Below are 20,244 nucleotides of genomic sequence, written 5' to 3'. Positions count from 1 at the left end.
GGCCGACGCGCCGGCCGGCGATGTCCGGCGCGTCAGGCGGTGGGTTTCCGGCGTACCGGCCGGTGGGCTCCGGTGCGTCAGGCGGTGACCTGGATCCAGCGGGCGACCGACGGGGTGCCGGCGGCGTCCGTCAGGAACAGCATGTACCAGCCCGGCGGCAGCAGGTCGGGGTTGCGGGGCAGGGCGAGCGAGACGCCGTCCGCCGTCCGTCCGGTGACGTCCAGGGCCACCGAGCGCTGCTCGACGTCCGTCACATGGGTGACCGAACTGGGCCGGATCAGCTTGGCGGTGGCGACCGCCTCCGGTCGCGCGGTGCCGACGGCGAGGGTGGTGCCGAGCCCGGCCGTCCGCGGAACGGCGCCGGCCTGCGGGCGGTCGCCGTGGTACAGGTACGGCGGGGTGTAGATCTCGATGCGCTGCTCGAAGCCGCCCGGCTGGGTCTCGGCCTTGTCCGCGAAGAGCGGGTTGGAGCCGAGCACGGCCACCCGGCCGTCCGGCAGCAGCAGCGCCTCGGAGTGGTAGTCGCGGCCGACGGTCGGCTCGGCGGCGGTGCTGAAGCTGTTGGTGTCCGGGTGGTACACCTGCGCCTTGAGCAGGTCGCTGTCGCCCCGGCCGCGGTAGCCGCTGGAGCCGCCGGTGGTGAAGACGGTGTCGTCCGGGAGGATCACGCTGTTGAGGTAGCGGGTGCCGCCGGCCGGCAGGTCCGGGCCGGGGGTGAACGCGGGCGCGGGGTGGGAGAGGTCCGCGATGTCGGTGCGGGCCGTGGACAGCGGGGACTCGCCGACGCCGCCGCCGCCGAGCACCATCACCTTCTGCGCCTGCGCGGGCGGCAGCAGCACCGAGGAGGAGGTCTCGGTCAGCGCGGGGTCGCGCAGGCCGGGGACGGGCTGGAAGGCCCCGGTCGACACGTCCCACAGGCCGGGCTCGCGGCCCTTGTCGCCGGGGCCGTAGCCGCCGTTGGAGCCCGAGTAGAAGAGCTTGCCGGAGTCGGTCAGGAAGATCGCCGGGTAGGTCGGGAAGTAGTGGTCGGGGCCCTTGGACCAGGACTTGGTCTTCGGGTCGTAGATCTCGTTGTCGTTGCCGCTGAGGATCTCGCCGGTGTCGTCCAGCCCGGAGACGGTGACCACCCGGCCGTCGCCCAGCCCGGTCAGCGTCGGGTACCACCGGGCGTGGGCCATGTCGGTGACGGGCTCGTACAGTTCGGTGTCCGGGTTGAACTCGAAGGCGGCGCGGATGCCCTGGTACTCCTGCTTGTCCAGGGTCAGCTTCTCGTTCTGCCCGTACAGGTTGTGGGCGTCGGTGCCGTCCAGGCCCTTGATCCGGAACTGGGCGGGGGAGCCGGACACGTAGTCCGGGCCGGCGCCGACCGCCTCCACGTACACGTGCTGCTCGCCGGCGGTGACCACGGTCTGCCGGCCGGAGCCGGTCTTGGTCGCGGCCGGGACGGTCACGGGGGCGGTGCTGGCGTACTCGTGGCCGTCCGGGGAGACGAAGACGGTGCCCTTGGGGAAGGTCCGGGCGCGCTCCGGGCTCTCGTTGCGCACCCGCATGACGCCGGCGGCCTTCTTCACGGCGCCGGCCAGCTTCTCGTAGCGCTGGGTGCCGCCGGCCACCAGGACCCGGCCGTCCGGCAGCGAGGTGTGGCCGCCGCAGAACATGTCGGCCGGGGTGGGGACCAGCTTGTAGGTGTTCCCGGCCGGATCCCAGAGCAGGCTCTTGAAGGTGCCCGCGGTGAACTGCTTCTCGTCGTTGCCGGAACCGGCCACGATCAGGACCTTGCCGGTGCGCAGCAGGGTCGCGTGCACGGCGTTGACCCGGAACTCGGTGGGCAGCGACAGGGTCTGCCAGTGGCCGTACCGGGCCTTGTACTCGGGGCGGTTGATCACGTAGTGGTGGTACTGCTCGGAGGCGAAGCCGAGGACGGCCGGGGCGTTCATCCCGGCCACGGTCAGCGCCACGGTGCTGCCGAGGGCGAGGCGCTTGGTGCGGCCGGCCTTGTGGATCTTCACGGTGGGTGTTCCCCTCGGGAGGCGGTCGGGGCGGTTCTGCTCGGGGGCTGCTCGGGGTGCTGGCGGCTCTGCTCGGGGCTGCCCGGGGTGCTCGGGCGTGGCTCCGGTCAGGACAGGGGCGTGCGGTCCTCGGTGCGGTCCTCGGTGCGGTCGGAGGCGGCCCGGGTGAACGGCGGCGCCGGTGGTGTGCGGGCGGGCCGGGGAGCCCGGGGGTCGCGGGCGTGGCGGGGACGGCGCTTCTCCAGGAGGACGGTCGGGGTGGAGGACGGGCCGCCGGTGACGGTGAGGGTGGCGGTGGGGCGGGTCCGGCGCCGGCGGACGGCGTCACCGGCGCTGATCAGGACCGGCAGGAGGGTGAGCAGCAGGGCGATCCAGGCCCAGGTGCGCATCGCGACGTGGTCGTAGCCGGTGAAGTGGGACGCGGTGATCGCGCCGGCGAACACCAGCGTCCAGAACAGGTGGAAGCGGAAGGTGGAGAGCCGGTCGGTGCTGGCCGAGCTGCCCTTGGGCGTCACCACGAAGCGGCTGCGGCGGCGGACGAGCGCCTGGAGCAGGGAGGCCGCGTAGACCGGGCCGCAGAGCGCCGACATCACCATGCCGGCGACGCCGGAGGAGCCGGCCGGCTCGTGCGGGCTCACGTTGTGCTTGCGGTTCCAGGTGTACAGGAGGAGTTGGAGCGCGGCGGCGTCGCTGTAGAGCATCATCCAGATCTCCGAGGAGACGTGCACGCCCGAGGCGCCGAAGCCCAGGTAGAGCACGCTGGACAGGCCGCCGAGCAGCCAGGTGAGCGCCGCCATCGGGTAGAAGCCCACCATCAGCGAGTAGTTGAGCAGCCGGCCGGGCGACAGCTGCCACAGCACCCGCCAGTACCGGGTGAGCAGGGTCTCGTAGGTGCCGCGGCTCCAGCGCAGTTGCTGGGAGAAGAAGTCCGTCCAGGAGGACGGTCCTTCGCCGACCGCGAGCACGTCCGGGGTGTACACGGACTTCCAGCGTTCCCCGGTCTCCGGGTTCCGGCTCCGGTGGAACTCCAGGCCGGTCGCCATGTCCTCGGTGATGGAGTCGTACAACCCGCCGATCGACTGGAGCGCGCGGATTCTGACGGCGTTGTTGGTGCCCACGAACATCGGTGCGCCGTAACGGTTTCCGGCGCGTTGGATGAGGGCGTGGAAGAGGTACTGCTGGCTCTCGGAGAATTTGGTGACGGCCGAACCCGAGCTGCGGTAGTTCCCGTACACCTGGGGGCCGACCACGAATGCCACGTCGGGGTCGCGGAAGTAGCCGAGCATCCGTTCGCAGAAGTCGGGCAGCGGGACGTGGTCGGTGTCCACGGACACCCAGAACTCGTAGTCGTCGCCGTGGGCCTGGAGCCAGGCGTTGTAGTTGCCGTGCTTGGTCCCGGCGCGGAAGCGGCCCTTCGGCCGGTTCCAGTGCGGCCGGCCGGCGCGGCTGAAGTGGCGGACCCCCAACTCGGTGCAGAGCGCCTGCATTGCAGGATCGTTTCCCTCGTCCAACAGCCAGACGTCGTACGGTCCGTCGTGTCTCACGGCCCGGGCCGCGGTCAGCGTGGCCCGGACCATCTCCGGCGGCTCCTTCCCCGGCACACAGGTGGTGAGGAAGGCGACCCGGGTACCGGACTCCGGCGTCACCGGGACGGGATCGCGGGCGACCAGCGTGGCGTGGGTGTTGGAGACCACGTTGACCAGCCGGAACACCTCGACGACGGCGATGATGCCGATCATCACCTTGTCGCCCAGCAGCACCAGGGCGTTCGTCTCGTCCAGCCGCTCGGGCCAGTGCTCCGGCAGCAGCAGCCAGACCAGCAGCACCGCCTCCACCACCGGGGCGGCCAGCATCAGCAGGGCGGCGCGGATCCGGTGCGGCTCCCGGCGCAGCAGGCTGCGGTACCGGACCCGGTAGGGAGCCGCGGCGGACGGCTCGGGGGCCGGATCGAGGGGCCGGCCGTGCGGCGGCACCGGCTCGGGCCAGTAGACGCCGCCGCCGAGGTCGTCGTCCTCGTCCGGGTCGTGCGCCGGACCGGCGAGCCGACTGAAGTGGCCGTAGTCATAAGGGGCTTCGGGTGCGGGGACGGCCCTCAGTGCGGCCTCGTCCAGCTCCCCGGCGCCTCGCCCGCGGGCCGTTCCGACGCCCCTGCGTCGTGAGAACGGCGGCGTGGTCATAGCTGCTCCCCCCGGAGTTCGCGCCTGGTTCGGCTCGCTCGGCTTCTGCGTGGACCTGCGTCGACTCGGAGCCGTCCGGGTGGAGCGGGGCGGAACGGGTGGAACCGGTCGGCCTCAGCCGGAATCGGCCGGGGCGTCCCGCGCATTCGGCGGGTGCGACCGGTTCAGTCGTGCGTCGGTACGGCGGCTTCGAATCCGGGATCCCGATGCACTTTCCAGTTTCCCCTCCGGGCACGTCGGGATCCTTGGTCTCCCCAACTCTCCCTGAGCGCACCGGTGATCGCAACCAGTCCTGGAGATCGGCGCCGTCCAGGCATGAAGATGCCGCGGTTCCCGGCCGCGATGGCGGGCGGTGGTGCTATTGCGGGGAATTCGCTCCGGGGGTGGCGCGAGGGGCGGTCCGCGAGGTGGTTTGCGGGGGCAGCGGAACGGCCGGACCGCCCGAGGGGCGGTCCGGCCGTTCCGTGTGCGGTTTCGAGCGTGGGTCCGGGCCTGGCTCAGAGCGGCGGCAGCAGGGTGGCGCCGGTCGCCGCCTGGACCTCGGCGAAGCCGACGCCGGGCGCCGTCTCCACCACCCGCAGCCCCTCCGGCGTCACGTCGACCACCGCGAGGTCGGTGACGATCCGGTCCACAACTCCCCGGCCGGTAGCCGGAAGTGACAGCCCCTCGACGATCTTCGGCGAGCCGTCGCGGGCGGTGTGCTCCATCACCACGATCAGCCGGCGGGCCCCGTGCACCAGGTCCATCGCCCCGCCCATGCCCTTGACCATCTTGCCGGGGATCATCCAGTTGGCGAGGTCCCCGGCGGCGGAGACCTGCATCGCGCCGAGCACCGAGACGTCGATCCGTCCGGCCCGGATCATGCCGAAGGAGAAGGCGGAGTCGAAGTAGGAGGCGCCGGGGGCGACCGTCACCGTCTCCTTCCCCGCGTTGATCAGGTCGGCGTGCTCGGCGCCCTCCTCCGGGTACGGGCCGACGCCGAGGATGCCGTTCTCCGAGTGGAGCACCACCTCGACGCCCGGCGGGAGGTGGTTGGGGATCAGGGTCGGCAGGCCGATGCCCAGGTTCACGTACTGGCCGTCGCGCAGCTCGCGGGCGGCGCGGGCGGCCAGGGCGTTGCGGGGGTCGAGGGCGGGGGAGGCGGCGGCGCCGGTGCCGAGGGCGGCAGCGGTGTCGGCGGCCACGGGCGTGGGGGCGGCGGTCTCGGTGGGCATCGGGTCAGGCCTCCTGGAGTGCGGGGCGGACGGTCCGGCGCTCGATGCGGCGGTCCCCGGGGTCGGCGGCCACCACCCGGTCGACGTACACCCCGGGCAGGTGCACCGCGTCCGGGGGGAGCTCGCCCGGCTCGACGATCCGGTCCGCCTCGACGAGGGTGATCCGGCCCGCCGCCGCGCAGAGCGGGTTGAAGTTGCGGGCGGCGGCGTGGAAGACGCAGTTGCCGTGCCGGTCGGCCACCTCGGCCCGGACCAGCGCGAAGTCCGCCGTGATCGCCTCCTCCAGCAGGTACCGACGGCCGCCGAACTCCCGGACCTCCTTCGGCGGGGAGGCCAGGGCCACCGAACCGTCGGCCGCGTAGCGCCAGGGCAGCCCGCCCTCCTCGACCTGGGTGCCGACCCCGGCCGGGGTGAAGAACGCCGGGATGCCGGCACCGCCCGCCCGCAAGCGCTCGGCCAGCGTGCCCTGCGGGGTCAGTTCCACCTCCAGCTCGCCGGAGAGGTACTGCCGGGCGAACTCCTTGTTCTCCCCGACGTACGAGGAGGTCATCCGGGCGATCCGGCCCGCCCGCAGCAGCAGGCCCAGCCCCCAGTCGTCCACCCCGCAGTTGTTCGAGACCACCCGCAGTCCGGTGGCACCGGAGTCCACCAGGGCGCCGATCAGGGTGCTCGGGATGCCGCAGAGACCGAAGCCGCCGACGGCCAGCACGGCTCCGTCGGGGATGTCCCCGACCGCGGCGGCGGGGGAGTCCAGGACCTTGTCCAAGGGGTCACCTCTTGAGGGAGTGGGAGGAGGGAGGAGAGGGGGAGCGGCGGGGCAAGGGGCGCGGAGGAAGGGGCGCGGAGCGAGGACGGGCCGCGGGCGTGGGGCAGGGGCGTGCGCGGCGGTGGGACGGGCGGGACGGGCGGGAGGGCCGGGCCGGCGGGCTCGGGAACGGCGCGGAGCCCGTGGCCGTACCGGGCAGGGCTGGGGTCCTGCCCGGGCGGGACCGGGTCGGGCACGCCGCTGGGGTGGCTGCCGCCGGCCGGGCTCCGCGCCCCTCCACCGTCACCGGGCAGGGGCTCCGCAGCCATGGCGACCACCGCCATGGGTCCGCGCCGACCCATGGCGTCCTGCCACACCCTCGGGCAAGGGAGGCCGCGGCAGGCCGACGGTATGTGGGCTGACGCCACATCCCGGCGGGCTGATGCGTCGATCGGGCACATGTCGCCGCCCCCACCGCACACCTACGGTTCCCGCATCCACCCCGCCGCACCTCAGGAGTCGGTCACCATGCGCAGCTCGACAGCCCCCTCCAGGACCGCCTCCGGCGTTCGCCCGGGCGACTCCCTGACCGGCGGCCCGGCGCGGAAGCTCGCCGCCCTCGCGGCCTGCGTCCTGCTCGCCTCCGGCTGCGCCAAGGCCGGCACGGCCGGGACGAGCGCGGCGGACGGTGGAACGAAGGGCCCGATCAAGGTCGGCCTGGTGTACTCCAAGACCGGGCCGCTGGCCGCCTACGGCAAGCAGTACCTGGAGGGCTTCAAGGCCGGCCTGGGCTACGCGACCAAGGGCACGGGCGCGGTCGAGGGGCACAAGATCGAGTTCGAGGAGCAGGACGACGCGGGCGACCCGGCCAAGGCGGTGTCCGCCGCCAAGGACCTGATCGGCAAGGGCTACAAGGTGCTGGCAGGATCCACCGCCTCCGGGGTGGCCCTCCAGGTCGGCCCGATCGCCGCCCAGAACAAGGTGCTCTTCATCAGCGGCCCCGCCGCCGCCGACAAGGCCACCGGACTGAACACGTACACCTTCCGTTCCGGCCGCCAGTCCTACCAGGACATCAAGACCGCGGCCTCGTTCGTCGGTGACGCCAAGGGCAAGAAGGTCACCGTGCTCGCGCAGGACAACGCTTTCGGCCAGGCCAACGTGGCCGCCGTGAAGGCGCTGCTCGGTGCCGAGGGCGCGACGGTCGACCAGGTGCTCGCCCCGCCGAGCGCCACCGACCTCACCCCCTTCGCCACCCAGGCCAAGACCGCCAAGCCCGACCTGCTGTTCGTCGCCTGGGCCGGCGACACCGCCTCGGCCCTGTGGACGGCGCTCAACCAGCAGGACGTGTTCGCCGACACCAAGGTCGTGACCGGCCTCGACCTGGCCGCCTCCTACCCGCTGTTCGGCCCGGCCGGCGAGAAGATCTCCTTCCTGAACCACTACTTCGACGGCGCCGCGGGCACCCCGGTCGAGAAGGCCATGACCGAGGCCGTCACCGCCGCGGGCGGCAAGACGGACATCTTCACCCCGGACGGCTTCACCGCCGCCCAGATGATCGTGCACGCCGTCGAGTCCAACCACGGCTCCGCCGACGACACCTCGGCCCTGGTCAAGGCGCTGGAGGGCTGGAGCTTCGACGGGGTGAAGGGAAGGACCACGGTTCGCGCCGAGGACCACGCCCTGCTCCAGCCGATGTTCCAGGTGCGGCTGACCGGCACCGGCGCCGCCGCCAAGCCCTCGGTGGAGAAGACCCTGACCGCGGACGAGGCGGCACCTCCGGTCACCCCGATGGCGGGCTGATCCCCATGTCCGCCCGCACCACCTCCACCCCTGCCACGTCCTCCACGCGCTCCTCCGCGTCCTCCTCCCCGGTGCTGCGCCTGGACGGGCTCGGCTGGTCCGTCCGCGGGGTGCCGATCGTCGAGGACGTCTCCTTCTCGGTCGGCGAAGGCGAGTTCATCGCCTTCATCGGGCCCAACGGCGCCGGCAAGACCTCCCTGTTCAACCTGATCTCGGGCATCTACCCGGCGACCCGCGGCAGCCTCCACCTCGACGGCGCGGACATCACCGCCGAGACGGTGCACGCCCGGGCCCGCCGCGGGCTCGGCCGCACCTTCCAGACCTCCTCCCTCTGGCCGGGGATGACCGTCGCCGACCACGTCCGCCTGGCCGCCCAGGCGGCGGCCGGACCGGGGGCCTCGTACCGGCTCTGGCGCCGCGCCGACCGCTACGAGCGGCAGCTGGCCGACACCCTGGAGCGCACCGAACTCACCCACCGCGCGGACACCCTGGCCGGCGCGCTCTCCCACGGGGAGAAGCGCAAGCTGGAGCTGGCCGTCCTGCTGGTCTCCGAGCCCCGCCTCATCCTGCTGGACGAGCCGATGGCCGGTGTCAGCGCGGAGGAGGTGCCCGCCCTCACCGAGCTGATCCGTTCCGTCCACCGGGACCTGGGCCGGACCGTCCTGATGGTCGAGCACCACATGGACGTCCTGCTCGGCCTGGCCGACCGGCTCGCGGTGATGCACCACGGCACCCTGCTAGCCCTGGACACCCCCGAGGCCGTGATGGCCGACCCGACCGTGCAACAGGCCTACCTGGGTGAGGCGTTGTGACCTCCTCTCCGCTCTCCGCCGGGCGCCCCGCTCCTTCGGGGCGTTCCGCCTCCTCTCCGTCGTCCGTCGGCGGCCCCCTCCTCTCCGTGCGCGATCTGCGGGTGGTCATCGACGGGCTGCACATCCTGCACGGCGTGGACCTCGATGTGGCCCCCGCCGGGGTGACCGCGCTCCTGGGCCGCAACGGCGCCGGAAAGACCACCACCGTCAAGGCCGTCATGGGCCTGGTGCCGCGCACCGGAAGCATCCGTCTCGACGGCGCCGAACTCGCCTCCCTTCCCACACATCTGGTCGTCCGCCACGGCATCGGCTACGCGCCCGAGGACCGGGGGATCTTCGCCGGCCTGACGGTCGCCGAGAACCTCCGCCTCGCCGAGCGCGCCGCCGGGAGCGGGGGCGAAGCCGGTGAGCCGAACTACGCGCTCGTCCACGAGCTCTTCCCCGAACTCAAGCAGCGCGCCGGCCAGTTGGCCGGGACGCTCTCCGGCGGTCAGCAGCAGATGGTGGCGATCGGCCGGACGCTGCTCAACCGCAACCGGTTGATCATCGCCGACGAGCCCACCAAGGGCCTGGCCCCGAAGATCGTCGCCGAGGTGGCCGACGTGCTGGCCCGCGCGGCCGAGGCCGTGCCCGTCCTGCTGGTCGAGCAGAACCTCGCCCTCGTCCGCCGACTGGCCGGCACCTGCGCCGTCCTGGCCGACGGCCGTACCGCCCACCGCGGGGACACCGCCGAGCTGTTGGCCGACGAGGAGGCCGCGCGCCGCCTGCTCGGCGTCGGCTCCCGCCACCCGCTCGCCGGCGGGCCCCGGCCCGCCGCCTCCTCCGTCCTCACCGCCGAGGTGAAGCCCTGATGGACACCGTCGTCCTCCTCTTCTGTACCGGGCTCGGTCTCGGTGCGCTGTACTTCCTGGTCGCCTCCGGTCTGTCGCTGATCTTCGGTCTGATGGACGTGCTCAACTTCGCGCACGGCGCCCTGCTCTCCATCGGCGCCTACGCCACCTGGTGGGCCGGTGTCGAGGCCGGCTTCTCCTTCTGGCTCGCGGTGCCGTTCGGCACCCTGGTCGGAACGGCCGCCGCCGTCCTGTTGGAGCTCTTCCTGATCCGGCCGCTCTACAGCCGACCCCGCGACCAGATCCTCGCCACCGTCGGGGTCGGGCTCGCCGTGCCCGCCCTGCTGATGGGGATCTGGGGTGCGGACTCCCGCCCCTTCCCCCAGCCGGAGCTGCTGTCCGGCACCTGGCACGTGCTCGGTGCGACCGTGCCGGTCAACCGGTTCGTGCTGGTGGCCGCCGCCGCACTGTTGCTGCTCGCCCTTCGGTTGTTCCTCGCCCGCACCCGCTACGGGCTGATCGTCCGGGCCGGCGTCGAGGACCGGGCGATGGTCACGGCGCTCGGCATCGACGTCCGGAAGGCGTTCACCCTCGTCTTCGCCCTCGGCGGGGCGGCCGCCGCCCTCGGTGGCGCCCTCGGCGGCCTCTACTTCGGTTCGGTCAATCCCGGCCAGGGGACCGGCCTGCTCATCTTCGCCTTCGTCGTCGTGGTGATGGGCGGCATGGGCTCCGTGACCGGAGCCGCCGTCGCCTCCGTGGGCGTCGGCCTCGTCCAGCAGTTCGCCAACTACTACACCGGCGCCGGGCTCGGCGACCTCTCGGTCGTCGTCCTGCTCGCCGTGCTGCTTCTCGTCCGACCCCGTGGACTCACCGGGAGGCTCGCGTGAGCGCCGAAACACCGATCACGAGCACCGGTGGCCCCGGGGCCGACCGCAGCGCCGTCCGTCCGGCAGGGGGGACCGACACCAGCTCCGCCGTGACCACCATGTCAGCAGGGGGGACCGACACCAGCTCCGCCGACACCGCCACTGTGGCAAGGGGGACTGACACCGGCCTTGCCGAGACCCATGGTGAACACAGGACCGAGTCCGGCACCGTCCCTCGAACAGGTGATTCAGTCACCAATCGCCGGACAGGCGTGCACAGAGCGCTACGCTGGTGGCCGATCGCCCTGCTGATCACGCTCCTTGTCGCCCCGTACAGTGCGCTTCCCGTCCCGGGACTGCTCGACGGCCCGCTCGGCAGCCCGGGAAGCCTCCAACTGCTCGCCCTGTGCCTGCTCTACGGGGCGCTCGCCACCGGCTACGACCTCCTGCTCGGCCGGACCGGACTGCTCTCCTTCGGCCACGCGCTCTACTTCGCGACCGGCCTCTACGCCACCGACCTCGGCATGCTGGAGCTCCGGCTGCCGTTCGCCGCCGCCGCGGTGTTCGGTGTCGCCTGCTCCGTACTGCTGGCCCTGCTGCTCGGCTCGGTCAGCCTGCGGGTCACGGGCATCGGCTTCTCCATGGTCACCCTCGCCTTCGCCCAGGCCGGCTCGATCCTCGTCCAGCGCAACCCCGGTGGCGTCACCGGCGGCGAGGAGGGCCGGTCCGCCCCGGCCGACCTGCTGCCCTCCGGCCTGCTCGGGATCGAGAACACCGCCAACCTCTACTGGATCGCCGTCGGCTACCTGGTGCTGACGCTCGCCGCGGTCCACTGGGCCGTCAGGTCGCCGATCGGCCGGGTCTGGGAGGGCATCAAGGAGAACGAGCGCCGGGTCGAGGTACTCGGACTGCGGCCCTACGGCTACAAGTTGGTCGCCTTCGTGCTGGCCGGCGGGCTCGCCGGGCTGGGCGGGGTGGTCTACCTGCTGCTGACCGGCGGCGCCACCCCGCAGGCCGCCACCTCGGACGCCACGCTCGCGCTCCTGGTCATGGTCGTCCTCGGCGGCTCCGGCACCCGCTGGGGGCCGTTGCTCGGCGGTGTCCTGTACACCTGGGCGAGCCACCGGCTCGGCGACCTCGCCAACTCGTCGACCGTCGCCGACCTGCCGGCCCTGCTGCGCGTGCCGCTCTCCCAACCCCTGTTCCTGCTGGGCGCCCTGTTCGTCGCCGTGGTCTACCTGCTGCCCGGCGGCCTGGCTAGACTGCCTGCCCGCATCCGATCCGCCCGGTCCGCCCGCTCCGCTCCGGCGACGGCCGGGCTCGGCACCGCCCACCCCACCGGAGGTACCCCCGCGTGAGCCAGTCGCCGCTGAAGCCCGAGGAGTCGACCGTCCCCGTGCCCGGTGGGGACCTGGCCGTCCTGCGCTGGCCCGCCGACGACCCGCGGGCCCCGACGATCGTGGCGGTGCACGGCATCACCGCCAACGGCCTCGCCTGGTACGAGGTCGCCCGCCGGCTCGCCGGCCGGGCCACCCTGCTCGCGCCCGACCTGCGGGGCCGCGGCGCCAGCCGCTCGGTCGCCGGACCGTACGGGCTGGCCCGGCACGCCGACGACGTGGCCGCGCTGATCGGCACGCTCGGATCGGGGCCCGTCACGGTGGTCGGCCACTCGATGGGGGCCTGGGTCACCGCCCTGGCCGCCGTCCGGCACCCCGGCCTGGTCCGCCGCGTCCTGCTGGTCGACGGAGCGGTGACCTTCCCGCTGCCGCCGGGCATCCGCGAGGAGGACGCCCTGGCCGCAGTGCTCGGCCCCGCACTGGCCCGGCTGTCCACGACCTTCCCGGACCGGGGCGCCTACCGGGAGTTCTGGCGCGGGCACCCCGCCTTCGCCGGTGAGTGGACCGAGGGGATCGACGCCTACACCCAGCGGGACCTCGTCGGCACGGAGCCCGAACTGCGCTCCTCCTGCGTGCTGGAGGCCGTGCAGACCGACGGCGCCCAGGTCCTGCTGGACGAGGACGCGGCCGCCGCCGTCCACCGGCTGCCCTGCCCGGCCGCCCTGCTCTGGGCCGAGCGGGGCCTGCTCGACGAGCCGCAGGGCCTCTACGACCACGAGCGGATCGCACTGGCCGGGTTGGACCCGGAGCGGGTGCCCGCCTCGCCGGTGCCGGACACCAACCACTACTCGATCCTCTGGGGCGAGGCCGGGGCGGAGCGCATCGCCCGCCTCCTGCTCGCGGACGTCCCCGCCGCCGGATAGCCGGCCGCCTCGGACGGTCGGCCGCCTCGGGCCGACCCGGAACGACGCACCGGCCGACGGGGCCCGAACCCCCGTCGGCCGGTACCGGTGCCGTATCCGCCGTCCGTGTCCGCGCCGGTGTCCCGCCCCGGCGCCGGGCGGGTCAGCCCGCCGTGCCGAGGAAGCTCTCCCAGCCGCCCGCCGGCGCCTGGCCGACGTTGAGCGAGCGCAGCTTGCGCACGGTGGACTGGTCCTGCACCTCCAGCCACTCGACCAGCTGCTTGAAGGAGACCAGCCGGACATCGGGCTTGCCCGCGATGCTCTTGAGGGTCTCCTCGACGGCGTCCATGTAGATGCCGCCGTTCCACTGCTCGAAGTGGTTGCCGATGAAGAACGGCGCGCGGTTGCTGTTGTACGCCCGCTCGAAGCCCGCGAGGTAGGAGTTGGCGGCCTGGGTGCGCCACTCGCCGTACATGGCGGGGTCGCCCTTGGTGCTGCCCTTGGACTGGTTGGCCAGGATGTTGTAGTCCATCGACAGGACCTGGAAGTTGTGCCCGGGAAAGGGGATGGACTGCAGCGGGAAGTCCCAGACCTTGCCGTCCTGCACCTTCTGCGGCCATATCTGCAGCCCGCCCGAGGAACTGGCGTCGTACTTCCAGCCCAGCTTGGCGATGGTCGGCAGCAGCGCCTTCTGGCCCTCCAGACACGGGGTGCGGCCGCCGATGAGCTCCTTCTTGTAGTCGAAGGGGAGCGGGTCGACGTCGGTGAAGCCGGTGTTGGTCCGCCACTGGGTGACGAAGCCGATCGCCTGGTCGATCTCGCTCTGCCAGTCCTCGGGGGTCCACATGTTGACCCCGTTCTTGTCCGGACGGCTGGAGCAGAAGTGCCCGTTGAAGTGGGTGCCGATCTCGTGCCCGGCCAGCCAGGCCTGGCTGATGAGCTTGAGCGTGCTCTTCACCGCGCCGTCCGACAGGTACGGGATGTCGGAGGCGCCGACCGAGTGCTTCGGCGGGTGGTAGAGGTCGGCCTTGCCCTTGGGCAGGGCGTAGATGCCGGAGAGGAAGAAGGTCATCGTGGCCTTGTACTGCTCCGCCAGCTTCAGGAAGCGGGGGAACTGGCCGTCCTCGGTGCCGCCGGCGCCGTCCCAGGAGAAGACCACGAACTGGGGCGGGCGCTCGCCCGGCTTGAGCTTCTCGGGCTTGGGCTGGTTCGGCTGGGGGCCGGTGTCCGCGTTGGAACCGTCGCCGATCGGGGTGCCCTTGGGCACCACCGCCTGGGTGGGGTCGCCGGTCCCGGCCGGGTTGGTGCTCGCGCCGCCGGGACCGGGGGAGGTGGTGCCCCGGCCCGAACCGGACCCGCCGCTGGAGCAGGCCGTGACCGCGCCGAGGGCAGCGGTCGCGGCGGTCGCACTGAGCACCGTCCTGCGCGAGATGTTGGTCATCGTCTCCCCTGGATGCCGATACCGGTGGTGAGGGCGGCCCGCAGCCGCACCGGTCAAATCGGGCAATTTGATGAGTATTCCGCCGTTAGCATGTCATGTCGCCGCAGTAGCCACCAAGGTCGCCGAGCGCTGACGACTCTGAACACGCCGGGCGCATCCGGCTGGGCTGCGGGGATGCGCCGACTGTTGCCGTCCTGTGACGCTTCCCGCCCCCGTGCGGCCCGGTCAGTACGGTACCGCCGGGCCGCCCGCCGCCCGGCGGAGTTCGTCAGCGTTCGGCCGGGTTGGTCGCCCTTTTGGGGAAACTTTTGCCCCGTGCTGCCCCTGGCGACCGGAGGCCCGCCAGGGGAACCGCCCGTCAGGTGTACGGACCCCCGGAGCGGGCCGTACGGAGGGGGGTGGTCGGGTCGGGCGGGGCGGGTCGGGTCGGTCCGGTCACCCCGGGTGCGTCACCGGGGTCGGCCGGTCGGCCGGGCATGAGCGGCGGGAGGGCCGTCAGAGCGCGGCGAGCCGCCGGGTGCGCCGCACCATGCGCGCGATCGCGGTGCTGATGGCGGTCGCCGCCACGCAGGAGACCGCCAGGCTCAGCCAGGCGGTGTCGAACCAGTGGCTGTTCAGCCAGCCCAGCGTCACGATGTAGGCGGCCCAGACCAGCGCCGCCAGCGCGGACCAGTGCAGGAACCGGTGCGGGTGGGCGGGGGAGTGGCCGATCGCCAGGTCGAGGACGGTCCGCCCGGCCGGGACGAACCGCGCGATCACCACCATCGCGGCGGCCGCCCCGTGGGGGCGTTCGATCAGGGCCTCCTGGACCCTGGTCACGCTGGCGGCGAGTTTCGGACGCCGGGCGAGCCGGCGGTGCAGCACCGGGGCGCCGCGCCGGGCCAGGTTGAGCAGCAGGAGGTCGCCCAGGAAGGAGGCCACCGCCACGCCCAGTCCGAGCAGCACGGGCGCACCGTTGATCTGCGCGGTCTTGAGCACGGCCAGGATGACCAGCGTTCCGCTGGGGATGAACGGAAGGAGGGCGTCCCCGAGCACGGCGACGAGCGCCAGCGCGCAGATCCACGAGGATCCGATCGCGGCCACGAAGTTCAAGGCCCTTTACTCCCTCCACGCCTCCCGGGGGAGCAGGTGGCTCAGAGGTCAACGCTAGCGCCTCGACTTTTCATGGCATGAAGCACCCCGGTATGGCATCGGTCACGGCCGCTGATTCCGGCCGCGTCGGACAACGGCGAATCGCGCGTCCGGGCCGGTCAGGGCGGGGGTGCCCGGGTGACGGAGAGCCGCCGGAACCCGAACGAGCCCCCGGGGCGGGGTGCCGCGCCGAGGGCTCGCAGTGATCGTCCGGTGCTGGTCCAGCCCGACGATCTTGCTGGTGGAGTGCGGATCCCGTTCCGGCGACCCGCTCCGGGCCCAGCCTGCCGGACGTCGGGCCCCTGCCGCGAGTACCCGCGTTGGCGACTTCCGGCGCTGGCGGGAAGTCGCCAACCGTGTTCGGCCGCTGGCTCTCCGTCAGCCGGGCCGCCAACCGGACTTCCGTGCGAAATGGCCGAAACCCGTCCGGACCGTGGCCGGACGACACCCCGGGAACGGGAACAGCGAGCCCCCGGCCGGGGTTGACCCCGGTCGGCGACAGAGACCGGCGGGCCACCCGGGCCCGCGCGGTCGCCCACGACGGCCGGCTCGAGACGGCCGGCTCAAGGACGACAGCCAGGAGGGCGGACGGAATGACCACCGAGGACCAGCAGGAGCAGGGGACCGAGCCGCCGGCCGGCACGGCGATCAGGGGCGTCGCCCGCGGAACGGCACCCGCGCCGCTCTCGATCCTCGACCTGGCCACCGTCGGCGTCGGCCACACGCCCGCCGAGGCCCTCGCCGCCACCACCGAACTGGCCCGCAAGGCCGAGCAGTGGGGCTACCACCGCTTCTGGGTGGCCGAGCACCACGGCATGCCCGGGGTGGCCAGCTCCACCCCCGCCGTCCTGATCGCCCACCTCGGGGCCCACACCACGACGCTGCGGCTCGGCTCCGGCGGCGTCATGCTCCCCAACCACGCGCCGCTGGCCATCGCCGAGCAGTTCGGCCTGCTGGAGGCCCTGCACCCCGGGCGGATCGACCTCGGGCTCGGCCGGGCCCCCGGCACCGACCCGGCCACCGCCCGGGCCCTGCGCCGCGGACTCACCGAAGGCGCGGACGACTTCCCGCAGCAACTCGCCGAGCTGACCCACTTCCTGGACGGCGACTTCCCGGACGGCCACCCCTACGCCCGGTTGACCGCCGTCCCCAAGGGCGAGGGCCGCCCGCCCGTCTGGCTGCTCGGCTCCTCCGGCTTCAGCGCCCAGCTGGCGGGCCGCCTCGGCCTCCCGTTCGCCTTCGCCCACCACTTCAGCAGCGCCAACACCGTCCCGGCGCTGGACCTCTACCGGTCGTCCTTCCGCCCGTCGGCCGTGCTCGCCGAGCCGTACGCGCTGATCGGAGTCAGTGCGGTCGCCGCCGACGACGAGCCCTCCGCCCGGCGCCTCGCCCGCTCCGCGGCCCTCGGCATGCTCCGCCTGCGGCGTGGCAACCCCGGCCCGATCCCGACCCCGGAGGAGGCCGAGCAGTACCCGTACAGCCCGGCCGAGGAGGACTTCATCGACAGCTGGCTCGACAACGTCGTGCTCGGCGACCCGGGCCGGGTCGCCGACGGGCTGGAGGCGCTGCGCAAGCGGACCGGCGTGGACGAGCTGATGGTCACCTCGCACATCCACGGGCACGAGGCCCGGCTCCGCTCGTACGGCCTGATCGCCGAGGCGTACGGCCTGACGGCGACGGTCTGACGGGGGTGCGCTGACGGGGGTGCGCTGACGACGGTGCCTTGACAGCACTGCCCCGGCGGCCCGGGTGCGACCGGCCGCCGGGGGGCCTTCCGGGGGGCGGGCCCGTCCCTGGGAAGCCCCGCTCCGCGGCTAACGGCCGTCCAGGGAGGGGCGGCCCTCGCGGAGTATGGCGGCGACCAGCTCGGCCTCGCCCGGGCGGGCGAAGTACCAGCCCTGGGCGGTGTCGCAGCCGGTCAGCCGCAGGCGCTCGGCCTGGGCGGCGCTCTCGATGCCCTCGGCGGTGACGGTCAGGCCGAGGGTGTGGGCGAGCTGCACCATCGCGCCGACGATCTGCTCGTCCGCGTCGCTGCGGCGGGAGCCGAGCTCGGGGCGGCCGGGGCGGTCCGTCGGGGCGGGCTCGCGGAAGCCCTCGATGAAGGTGCCGTCGAGCTTGAGCACGTGGACCGGCAGCCGGGAGAGGTAGGCCAGGTTGGAGTAGCCGGTGCCGAAGTCGTCGATCGCGATCCGCACGCCCATGTCGGCGAGCGCCTGGAGCGCCTGGAGGGGGCGGCCGCCGGGGCCGAGCAGGGCGCTCTCGGTGATCTCCAGCTGGAGGAGCCGGGCCGGCAGGCCGGTGCGTTCGAGGGCCCGCGCGACGTCGGCGACGATGTCGGAGTCCCAGATCTGGCGGGCGGCCAGGTTGACGCTCACGAAGGTCTCGGTCTCGGGGAACTCGGCGAGCCACTGCCGGGCCTGGCGGCAGGACTCCTCCAGCACCCAGGTGCCGAGCGGCACGATCGCGCCGGTCTCCTCGGCGAGCGGGATGAAGCGGTCCGGGGAGAGCGTCCCGTAGCGGGGGTGGCGCCAGCGGACCAGCGCCTCCGCGCCGTGCACGGTGCCGTCGGCCAGGCCGACCAGCGGCTGGTACTCGATCGTGAACTCTCCGCGCTCCAGGGCCGGGCGCAGCGAGGTGGCGAGCAGTTGCCGGGTGAGCTGGTGGGCGCCGCGGTCGGGGTCGTAGAGGGTCCAGCGGGCGCGGCCGTCGGCCTTGGACCAGTAGAGGGTGGCGTCGGCGTCCTTGACCAGGTCGGTCGGGGTGGTCTCGTGCACGGACCGCTCGACCACGCCCACGCTGGCGGTGATCACCAGCCGGTGCCCGGCGACGTCGAAGGGACGTTCCAGCGCCTCCAGGATCCGGGCGGCCAGCTCGGTCAGCTGCTCGCTGCCCAGGCTGTCGGTGACCAGGACGGCGAACTCGTCGCCGCCCATCCGGGCCACCAGGTGGGTGTCGCGCCTGTCGAACCCCCGCCGCAGCCGGGTGGCGACGGCGATCAGCAGCTGGTCGCCGATGTGGTGGCCGAGCGCCTCGTTGATCGCGGCGAAGCCGTCGAGGTCCAGGTAGCAGACCCCGACCCGGCGTTCGTCCGGGGTATCGGCCGTAGCGGGCCGGTCGACCGGCGTGAGGCAGGCGGCGTCGAGCCGGTCGAAGAAGTAGGCCCGGTTGGGCAGCCGGGTCAGCGGGTCGTGCAGGGCCTGGTACTCCAGCCGGTCGCCGAGGCGGCGCTGCTCGGTGATGTCCTCGACCAGCGCGAGGGTGTAGAGGGGATCCCCGGCGCCGTCCCGGATCAGCGAGACGGTGACCTTGCTCCAGACGGTGTGGCCCTCGCGGTGCTTGAGCTGTTTCTCCACGCGGAACCGTTCCCGCTCCCCGCGGACGAGCTCGGAGAAGAGCCGGTCCGGCATGCCCTCCGGGTCGATGATCCGGTGCAGGTGGGTGCGGACCAGTTCGCCGACGCTCCGTCCGATCAGGTTGGCGAAGGCGGGGTTGACCTCGATGATCCGGTCCTCGGCGTCGATCAGGGCCATGCCGATGACGGCGTCGCAGAAGGCGGCCCGGAACCGGGACTCGCTGGCCCGCAGTGCCGCCAGCAGCCGGTCGGCGCCGAGGCCCTCCCGGGTGCCGTCGGTGAGTGCCCGGTCCCGAGGGGCGTCGCCGGTGAGCGGGGCCGCGCAGGTGGGGCAGAACAGCAGCTCCGGCTCCGCCAGCGTTCCGCAGGTGCCGAGGGCGGTGGTGGTTCCCGAGGCGGGGCCGGCGCCGGATCCGCCCAGGGGCCCGACGGCCGTACCGACGGCCGATCCGACGGTGGGCCCGACGGAGGGTTCCAGGAGCGGTGAGGCGAGGTGGCGGTGGCGCGGTGACTCCTCGTGCCGCACGCCCGGGTGGTGTGCGTCGGCCCCCTCGTTCTGGCCCGGCACGGCATGCTCCCGTCCGCTGCTGACGCTTGACGATGGTCCGGCCGGCCGGTCGGGATCCGGCGGTCGGCTCCGCACTCTGTCGTGGTCATCGGAGTCGGTCCGCTGCGGGGCCGCCCGTCGTGGGGCGCCGGCGCGTGGAGACCCGCCTGAAGGACAGGGCGCTGCGGCCGATCATAGGCCGCGACGGCAACACGCGGTGACCGCCGCCAGGGTGATTCGCCCGCTTTGTGATCATGAATGGCGATACGTGCAGACGCCCCCGGTGCACATCACATGATGTGCGCCAGGGGCGCGTGCGCCGAAGCCGCGCCCCTGGGCGCCGGTCGCGCGCCGGAAGCGGAGCGGGCCGGGAGCCGGCCCGGAGCCGACGCCGGAAGGACTCGGGAGGAGCGCGGAGAAAGGAGGAGGGAGAAGGAGGAGGGAGGCTCAGGCCAGCGAGGCGGAGAGGGTGATGGTGGTGCCGGTCAGGGCCTGGCTGACCGGGCAGTTGGCCTTGGCGTCCTCGGCGGCCTTCACGAAGCCGGCCTCGTCCAGCCCGGGGACGACGCCGACGACGGTCAGGTGGATGCCGGTGATGCCCGTGCCGGGCTGGAAGGTCACGTCGGCCTTGGTGTCCAGCTTGGTGGGCGGGGTGCCGGCGCCGGTGAGGCCGTGCGAGAGGGCCATCGAGAAGCACGCCGAGTGGGCGCCGGCGATGAGCTCCTCCGGGCTGGTCCTGCCGTTGGCCTGTTCGGCGCGGGACGGCCAGGACACCGGGTACGTGCCGATGCCGGACGATTCGAAGGTCACCTCTCCCTTCCCGTCGAGGAGGTTGCCCTCCCACGCGGTGGTGGCGGTGCGGGTGGTTGCCACGGTCGGTTCCTCCAGTGCTGAGGGAGTGTTCGAGCGGTCACTTCCGGTCATGCACGGCCCAGCCTACGGGCAGCGCCCTCCCGCTCCGGCGCGTCACGCCGGGGAGGTCGGACGGGTGCGCGGCGCCGGTGGACAGGTGCCGGCCCGCTGTCCGGATCGTGGACGGTTCCGTCCGGCGGTGCGGGGCCGGAGCGGGGGCCCTGTTAGA

The 20,244-nt window shown here is 73.2% G+C and carries 15 protein-coding genes; 7 read left to right on the top strand and 8 right to left on the bottom strand.

What is annotated here, in order from left to right; all coding sequences use genetic code 11:
• Positions 1–77: 77 nt before the first annotated feature.
• From AB0E96_RS03350 to AB0E96_RS03335, 4 genes are all read right to left on the bottom strand, one after another.
• Positions 78–1,937, bottom strand: a complete 1,860-nt coding sequence (locus AB0E96_RS03350) for a kelch motif-containing protein (RefSeq protein ID WP_359817888.1) — start codon at positions 1,935–1,937, stop codon at positions 78–80.
• Between the two features lie 179 nt (positions 1,938–2,116).
• Positions 2,117–4,186 carry a cellulose synthase catalytic subunit gene (locus AB0E96_RS03345; RefSeq protein ID WP_359817852.1) on the bottom strand — a complete coding sequence of 690 codons (2,070 nt, stop codon included), beginning with the start codon at positions 4,184–4,186 and terminating at the stop codon, positions 2,117–2,119.
• Positions 4,187–4,683: 497 nt separating this feature from the next.
• Positions 4,684–5,400: a 3-oxoacid CoA-transferase subunit B gene (locus AB0E96_RS03340; protein ID WP_359817850.1), complete on the bottom strand. Its 717-nt coding sequence runs from the start codon at positions 5,398–5,400 to the stop codon at positions 4,684–4,686.
• A 4-nt stretch (positions 5,401–5,404) separates the two neighbouring features.
• Positions 5,405–6,166 (bottom strand): CoA transferase subunit A, encoded by a 762-nt coding sequence (locus AB0E96_RS03335; protein ID WP_359817848.1) that lies wholly within the window; start codon positions 6,164–6,166, stop codon positions 5,405–5,407.
• A gap of 507 nt (positions 6,167–6,673) precedes the next feature.
• Here AB0E96_RS03335 and AB0E96_RS03330 point away from each other — a divergent pair.
• From AB0E96_RS03330 to AB0E96_RS03305, 6 genes are all read left to right on the top strand, one after another.
• Positions 6,674–7,945, top strand: a complete 1,272-nt coding sequence (locus AB0E96_RS03330; RefSeq protein WP_359817846.1) for a substrate-binding domain-containing protein — start codon at positions 6,674–6,676, stop codon at positions 7,943–7,945.
• A gap of 5 nt (positions 7,946–7,950) precedes the next feature.
• Positions 7,951–8,757, top strand: a complete 807-nt coding sequence (locus AB0E96_RS03325) for an ABC transporter ATP-binding protein (RefSeq protein ID WP_359817844.1) — start codon at positions 7,951–7,953, stop codon at positions 8,755–8,757.
• An 86-nt stretch (positions 8,758–8,843) separates the two neighbouring features.
• On the top strand, positions 8,844–9,608 hold the full coding sequence (locus tag AB0E96_RS03320; RefSeq protein WP_359817842.1) for an ABC transporter ATP-binding protein: 765 nt from the start codon (positions 8,844–8,846) through the stop codon (positions 9,606–9,608).
• A complete protein-coding gene (locus AB0E96_RS03315; RefSeq protein WP_359817840.1) occupies positions 9,608–10,474 on the top strand; it encodes a branched-chain amino acid ABC transporter permease in 867 nt (288 codons plus the stop codon). The genes AB0E96_RS03320 and AB0E96_RS03315 overlap by 1 nt, the downstream gene beginning before the upstream one ends.
• A 251-nt stretch (positions 10,475–10,725) precedes the next feature.
• Positions 10,726–11,811 (top strand): branched-chain amino acid ABC transporter permease, encoded by a 1,086-nt coding sequence (locus AB0E96_RS03310; RefSeq protein WP_359817838.1) that lies wholly within the window; start codon positions 10,726–10,728, stop codon positions 11,809–11,811.
• Positions 11,808–12,713 (top strand): alpha/beta hydrolase, encoded by a 906-nt coding sequence (locus AB0E96_RS03305; protein ID WP_359817836.1) that lies wholly within the window; start codon positions 11,808–11,810, stop codon positions 12,711–12,713. The genes AB0E96_RS03310 and AB0E96_RS03305 overlap by 4 nt, the downstream gene beginning before the upstream one ends.
• A 142-nt stretch (positions 12,714–12,855) precedes the next feature.
• Here the strand turns inward: AB0E96_RS03305 and AB0E96_RS03300 are convergent, their stop codons facing one another.
• Together AB0E96_RS03300 and AB0E96_RS03295 are read right to left on the bottom strand one after the other, a co-directional pair.
• Positions 12,856–14,133, bottom strand: coding sequence for a hypothetical protein (locus AB0E96_RS03300; RefSeq protein WP_359817834.1), 1,278 nt, complete (start codon positions 14,131–14,133; stop codon positions 12,856–12,858).
• 495 nt (positions 14,134–14,628) lie between these two features.
• Complete coding sequence (locus AB0E96_RS03295) at positions 14,629–15,216, bottom strand: VTT domain-containing protein (protein WP_359817886.1); 588 nt, start codon at positions 15,214–15,216, stop codon at positions 14,629–14,631.
• 641 nt (positions 15,217–15,857) lie between these two features.
• On the opposite strand from AB0E96_RS03295, the gene AB0E96_RS03290 reads away from it, so the two are divergent.
• Positions 15,858–16,949 carry an LLM class flavin-dependent oxidoreductase gene (locus AB0E96_RS03290; RefSeq protein WP_359817832.1) on the top strand — a complete coding sequence of 364 codons (1,092 nt, stop codon included), beginning with the start codon at positions 15,858–15,860 and terminating at the stop codon, positions 16,947–16,949.
• A gap of 129 nt (positions 16,950–17,078) precedes the next feature.
• Here the strand turns inward: AB0E96_RS03290 and AB0E96_RS03285 are convergent, their stop codons facing one another.
• Positions 17,079–19,184, bottom strand: a complete 2,106-nt coding sequence (locus AB0E96_RS03285; protein WP_359817830.1) for an EAL domain-containing protein — start codon at positions 19,182–19,184, stop codon at positions 17,079–17,081.
• Positions 19,185–19,610: 426 nt separating this feature from the next.
• Positions 19,611–20,036: an OsmC family protein gene (locus AB0E96_RS03280; protein ID WP_359817828.1), complete on the bottom strand. Its 426-nt coding sequence runs from the start codon at positions 20,034–20,036 to the stop codon at positions 19,611–19,613.
• Positions 20,037–20,244: the final 208 nt, after the last annotated feature.

The sequence above is a fragment of the Kitasatospora sp. NPDC036755 genome, assembly GCF_040636595.1.
Lineage (GTDB): Bacteria > Actinomycetota > Actinomycetes > Streptomycetales > Streptomycetaceae > Kitasatospora.
This window is presented reverse-complemented; position numbering and strand designations above follow the sequence as displayed.

Excerpts from the sequence above, each read along its gene's own strand:
- AB0E96_RS03300 (WP_359817834.1), bottom strand. The coding sequence starts at position 14,133 with ATGACCAACATCTCGCGCAGGACGGTGCTCAGTGCGACCGCCGCGACC.
- AB0E96_RS03290 (WP_359817832.1), top strand. The coding sequence starts at position 15,858 with ATGACCACCGAGGACCAGCAGGAGCAGGGGACCGAGCCGCCGGCCGGC.
- AB0E96_RS03340 (WP_359817850.1), bottom strand. The coding sequence starts at position 5,400 with ATGCCCACCGAGACCGCCGCCCCCACGCCCGTGGCCGCCGACACCGCT.
- AB0E96_RS03350 (WP_359817888.1), bottom strand. The coding sequence starts at position 1,937 with ATGAACGCCCCGGCCGTCCTCGGCTTCGCCTCCGAGCAGTACCACCAC.
- AB0E96_RS03345 (WP_359817852.1), bottom strand. The coding sequence starts at position 4,186 with ATGACCACGCCGCCGTTCTCACGACGCAGGGGCGTCGGAACGGCCCGC.
- AB0E96_RS03315 (WP_359817840.1), top strand. The coding sequence starts at position 9,608 with ATGGACACCGTCGTCCTCCTCTTCTGTACCGGGCTCGGTCTCGGTGCG.
- AB0E96_RS03330 (WP_359817846.1), top strand. The coding sequence starts at position 6,674 with ATGCGCAGCTCGACAGCCCCCTCCAGGACCGCCTCCGGCGTTCGCCCG.
- AB0E96_RS03325 (WP_359817844.1), top strand. The coding sequence starts at position 7,951 with ATGTCCGCCCGCACCACCTCCACCCCTGCCACGTCCTCCACGCGCTCC.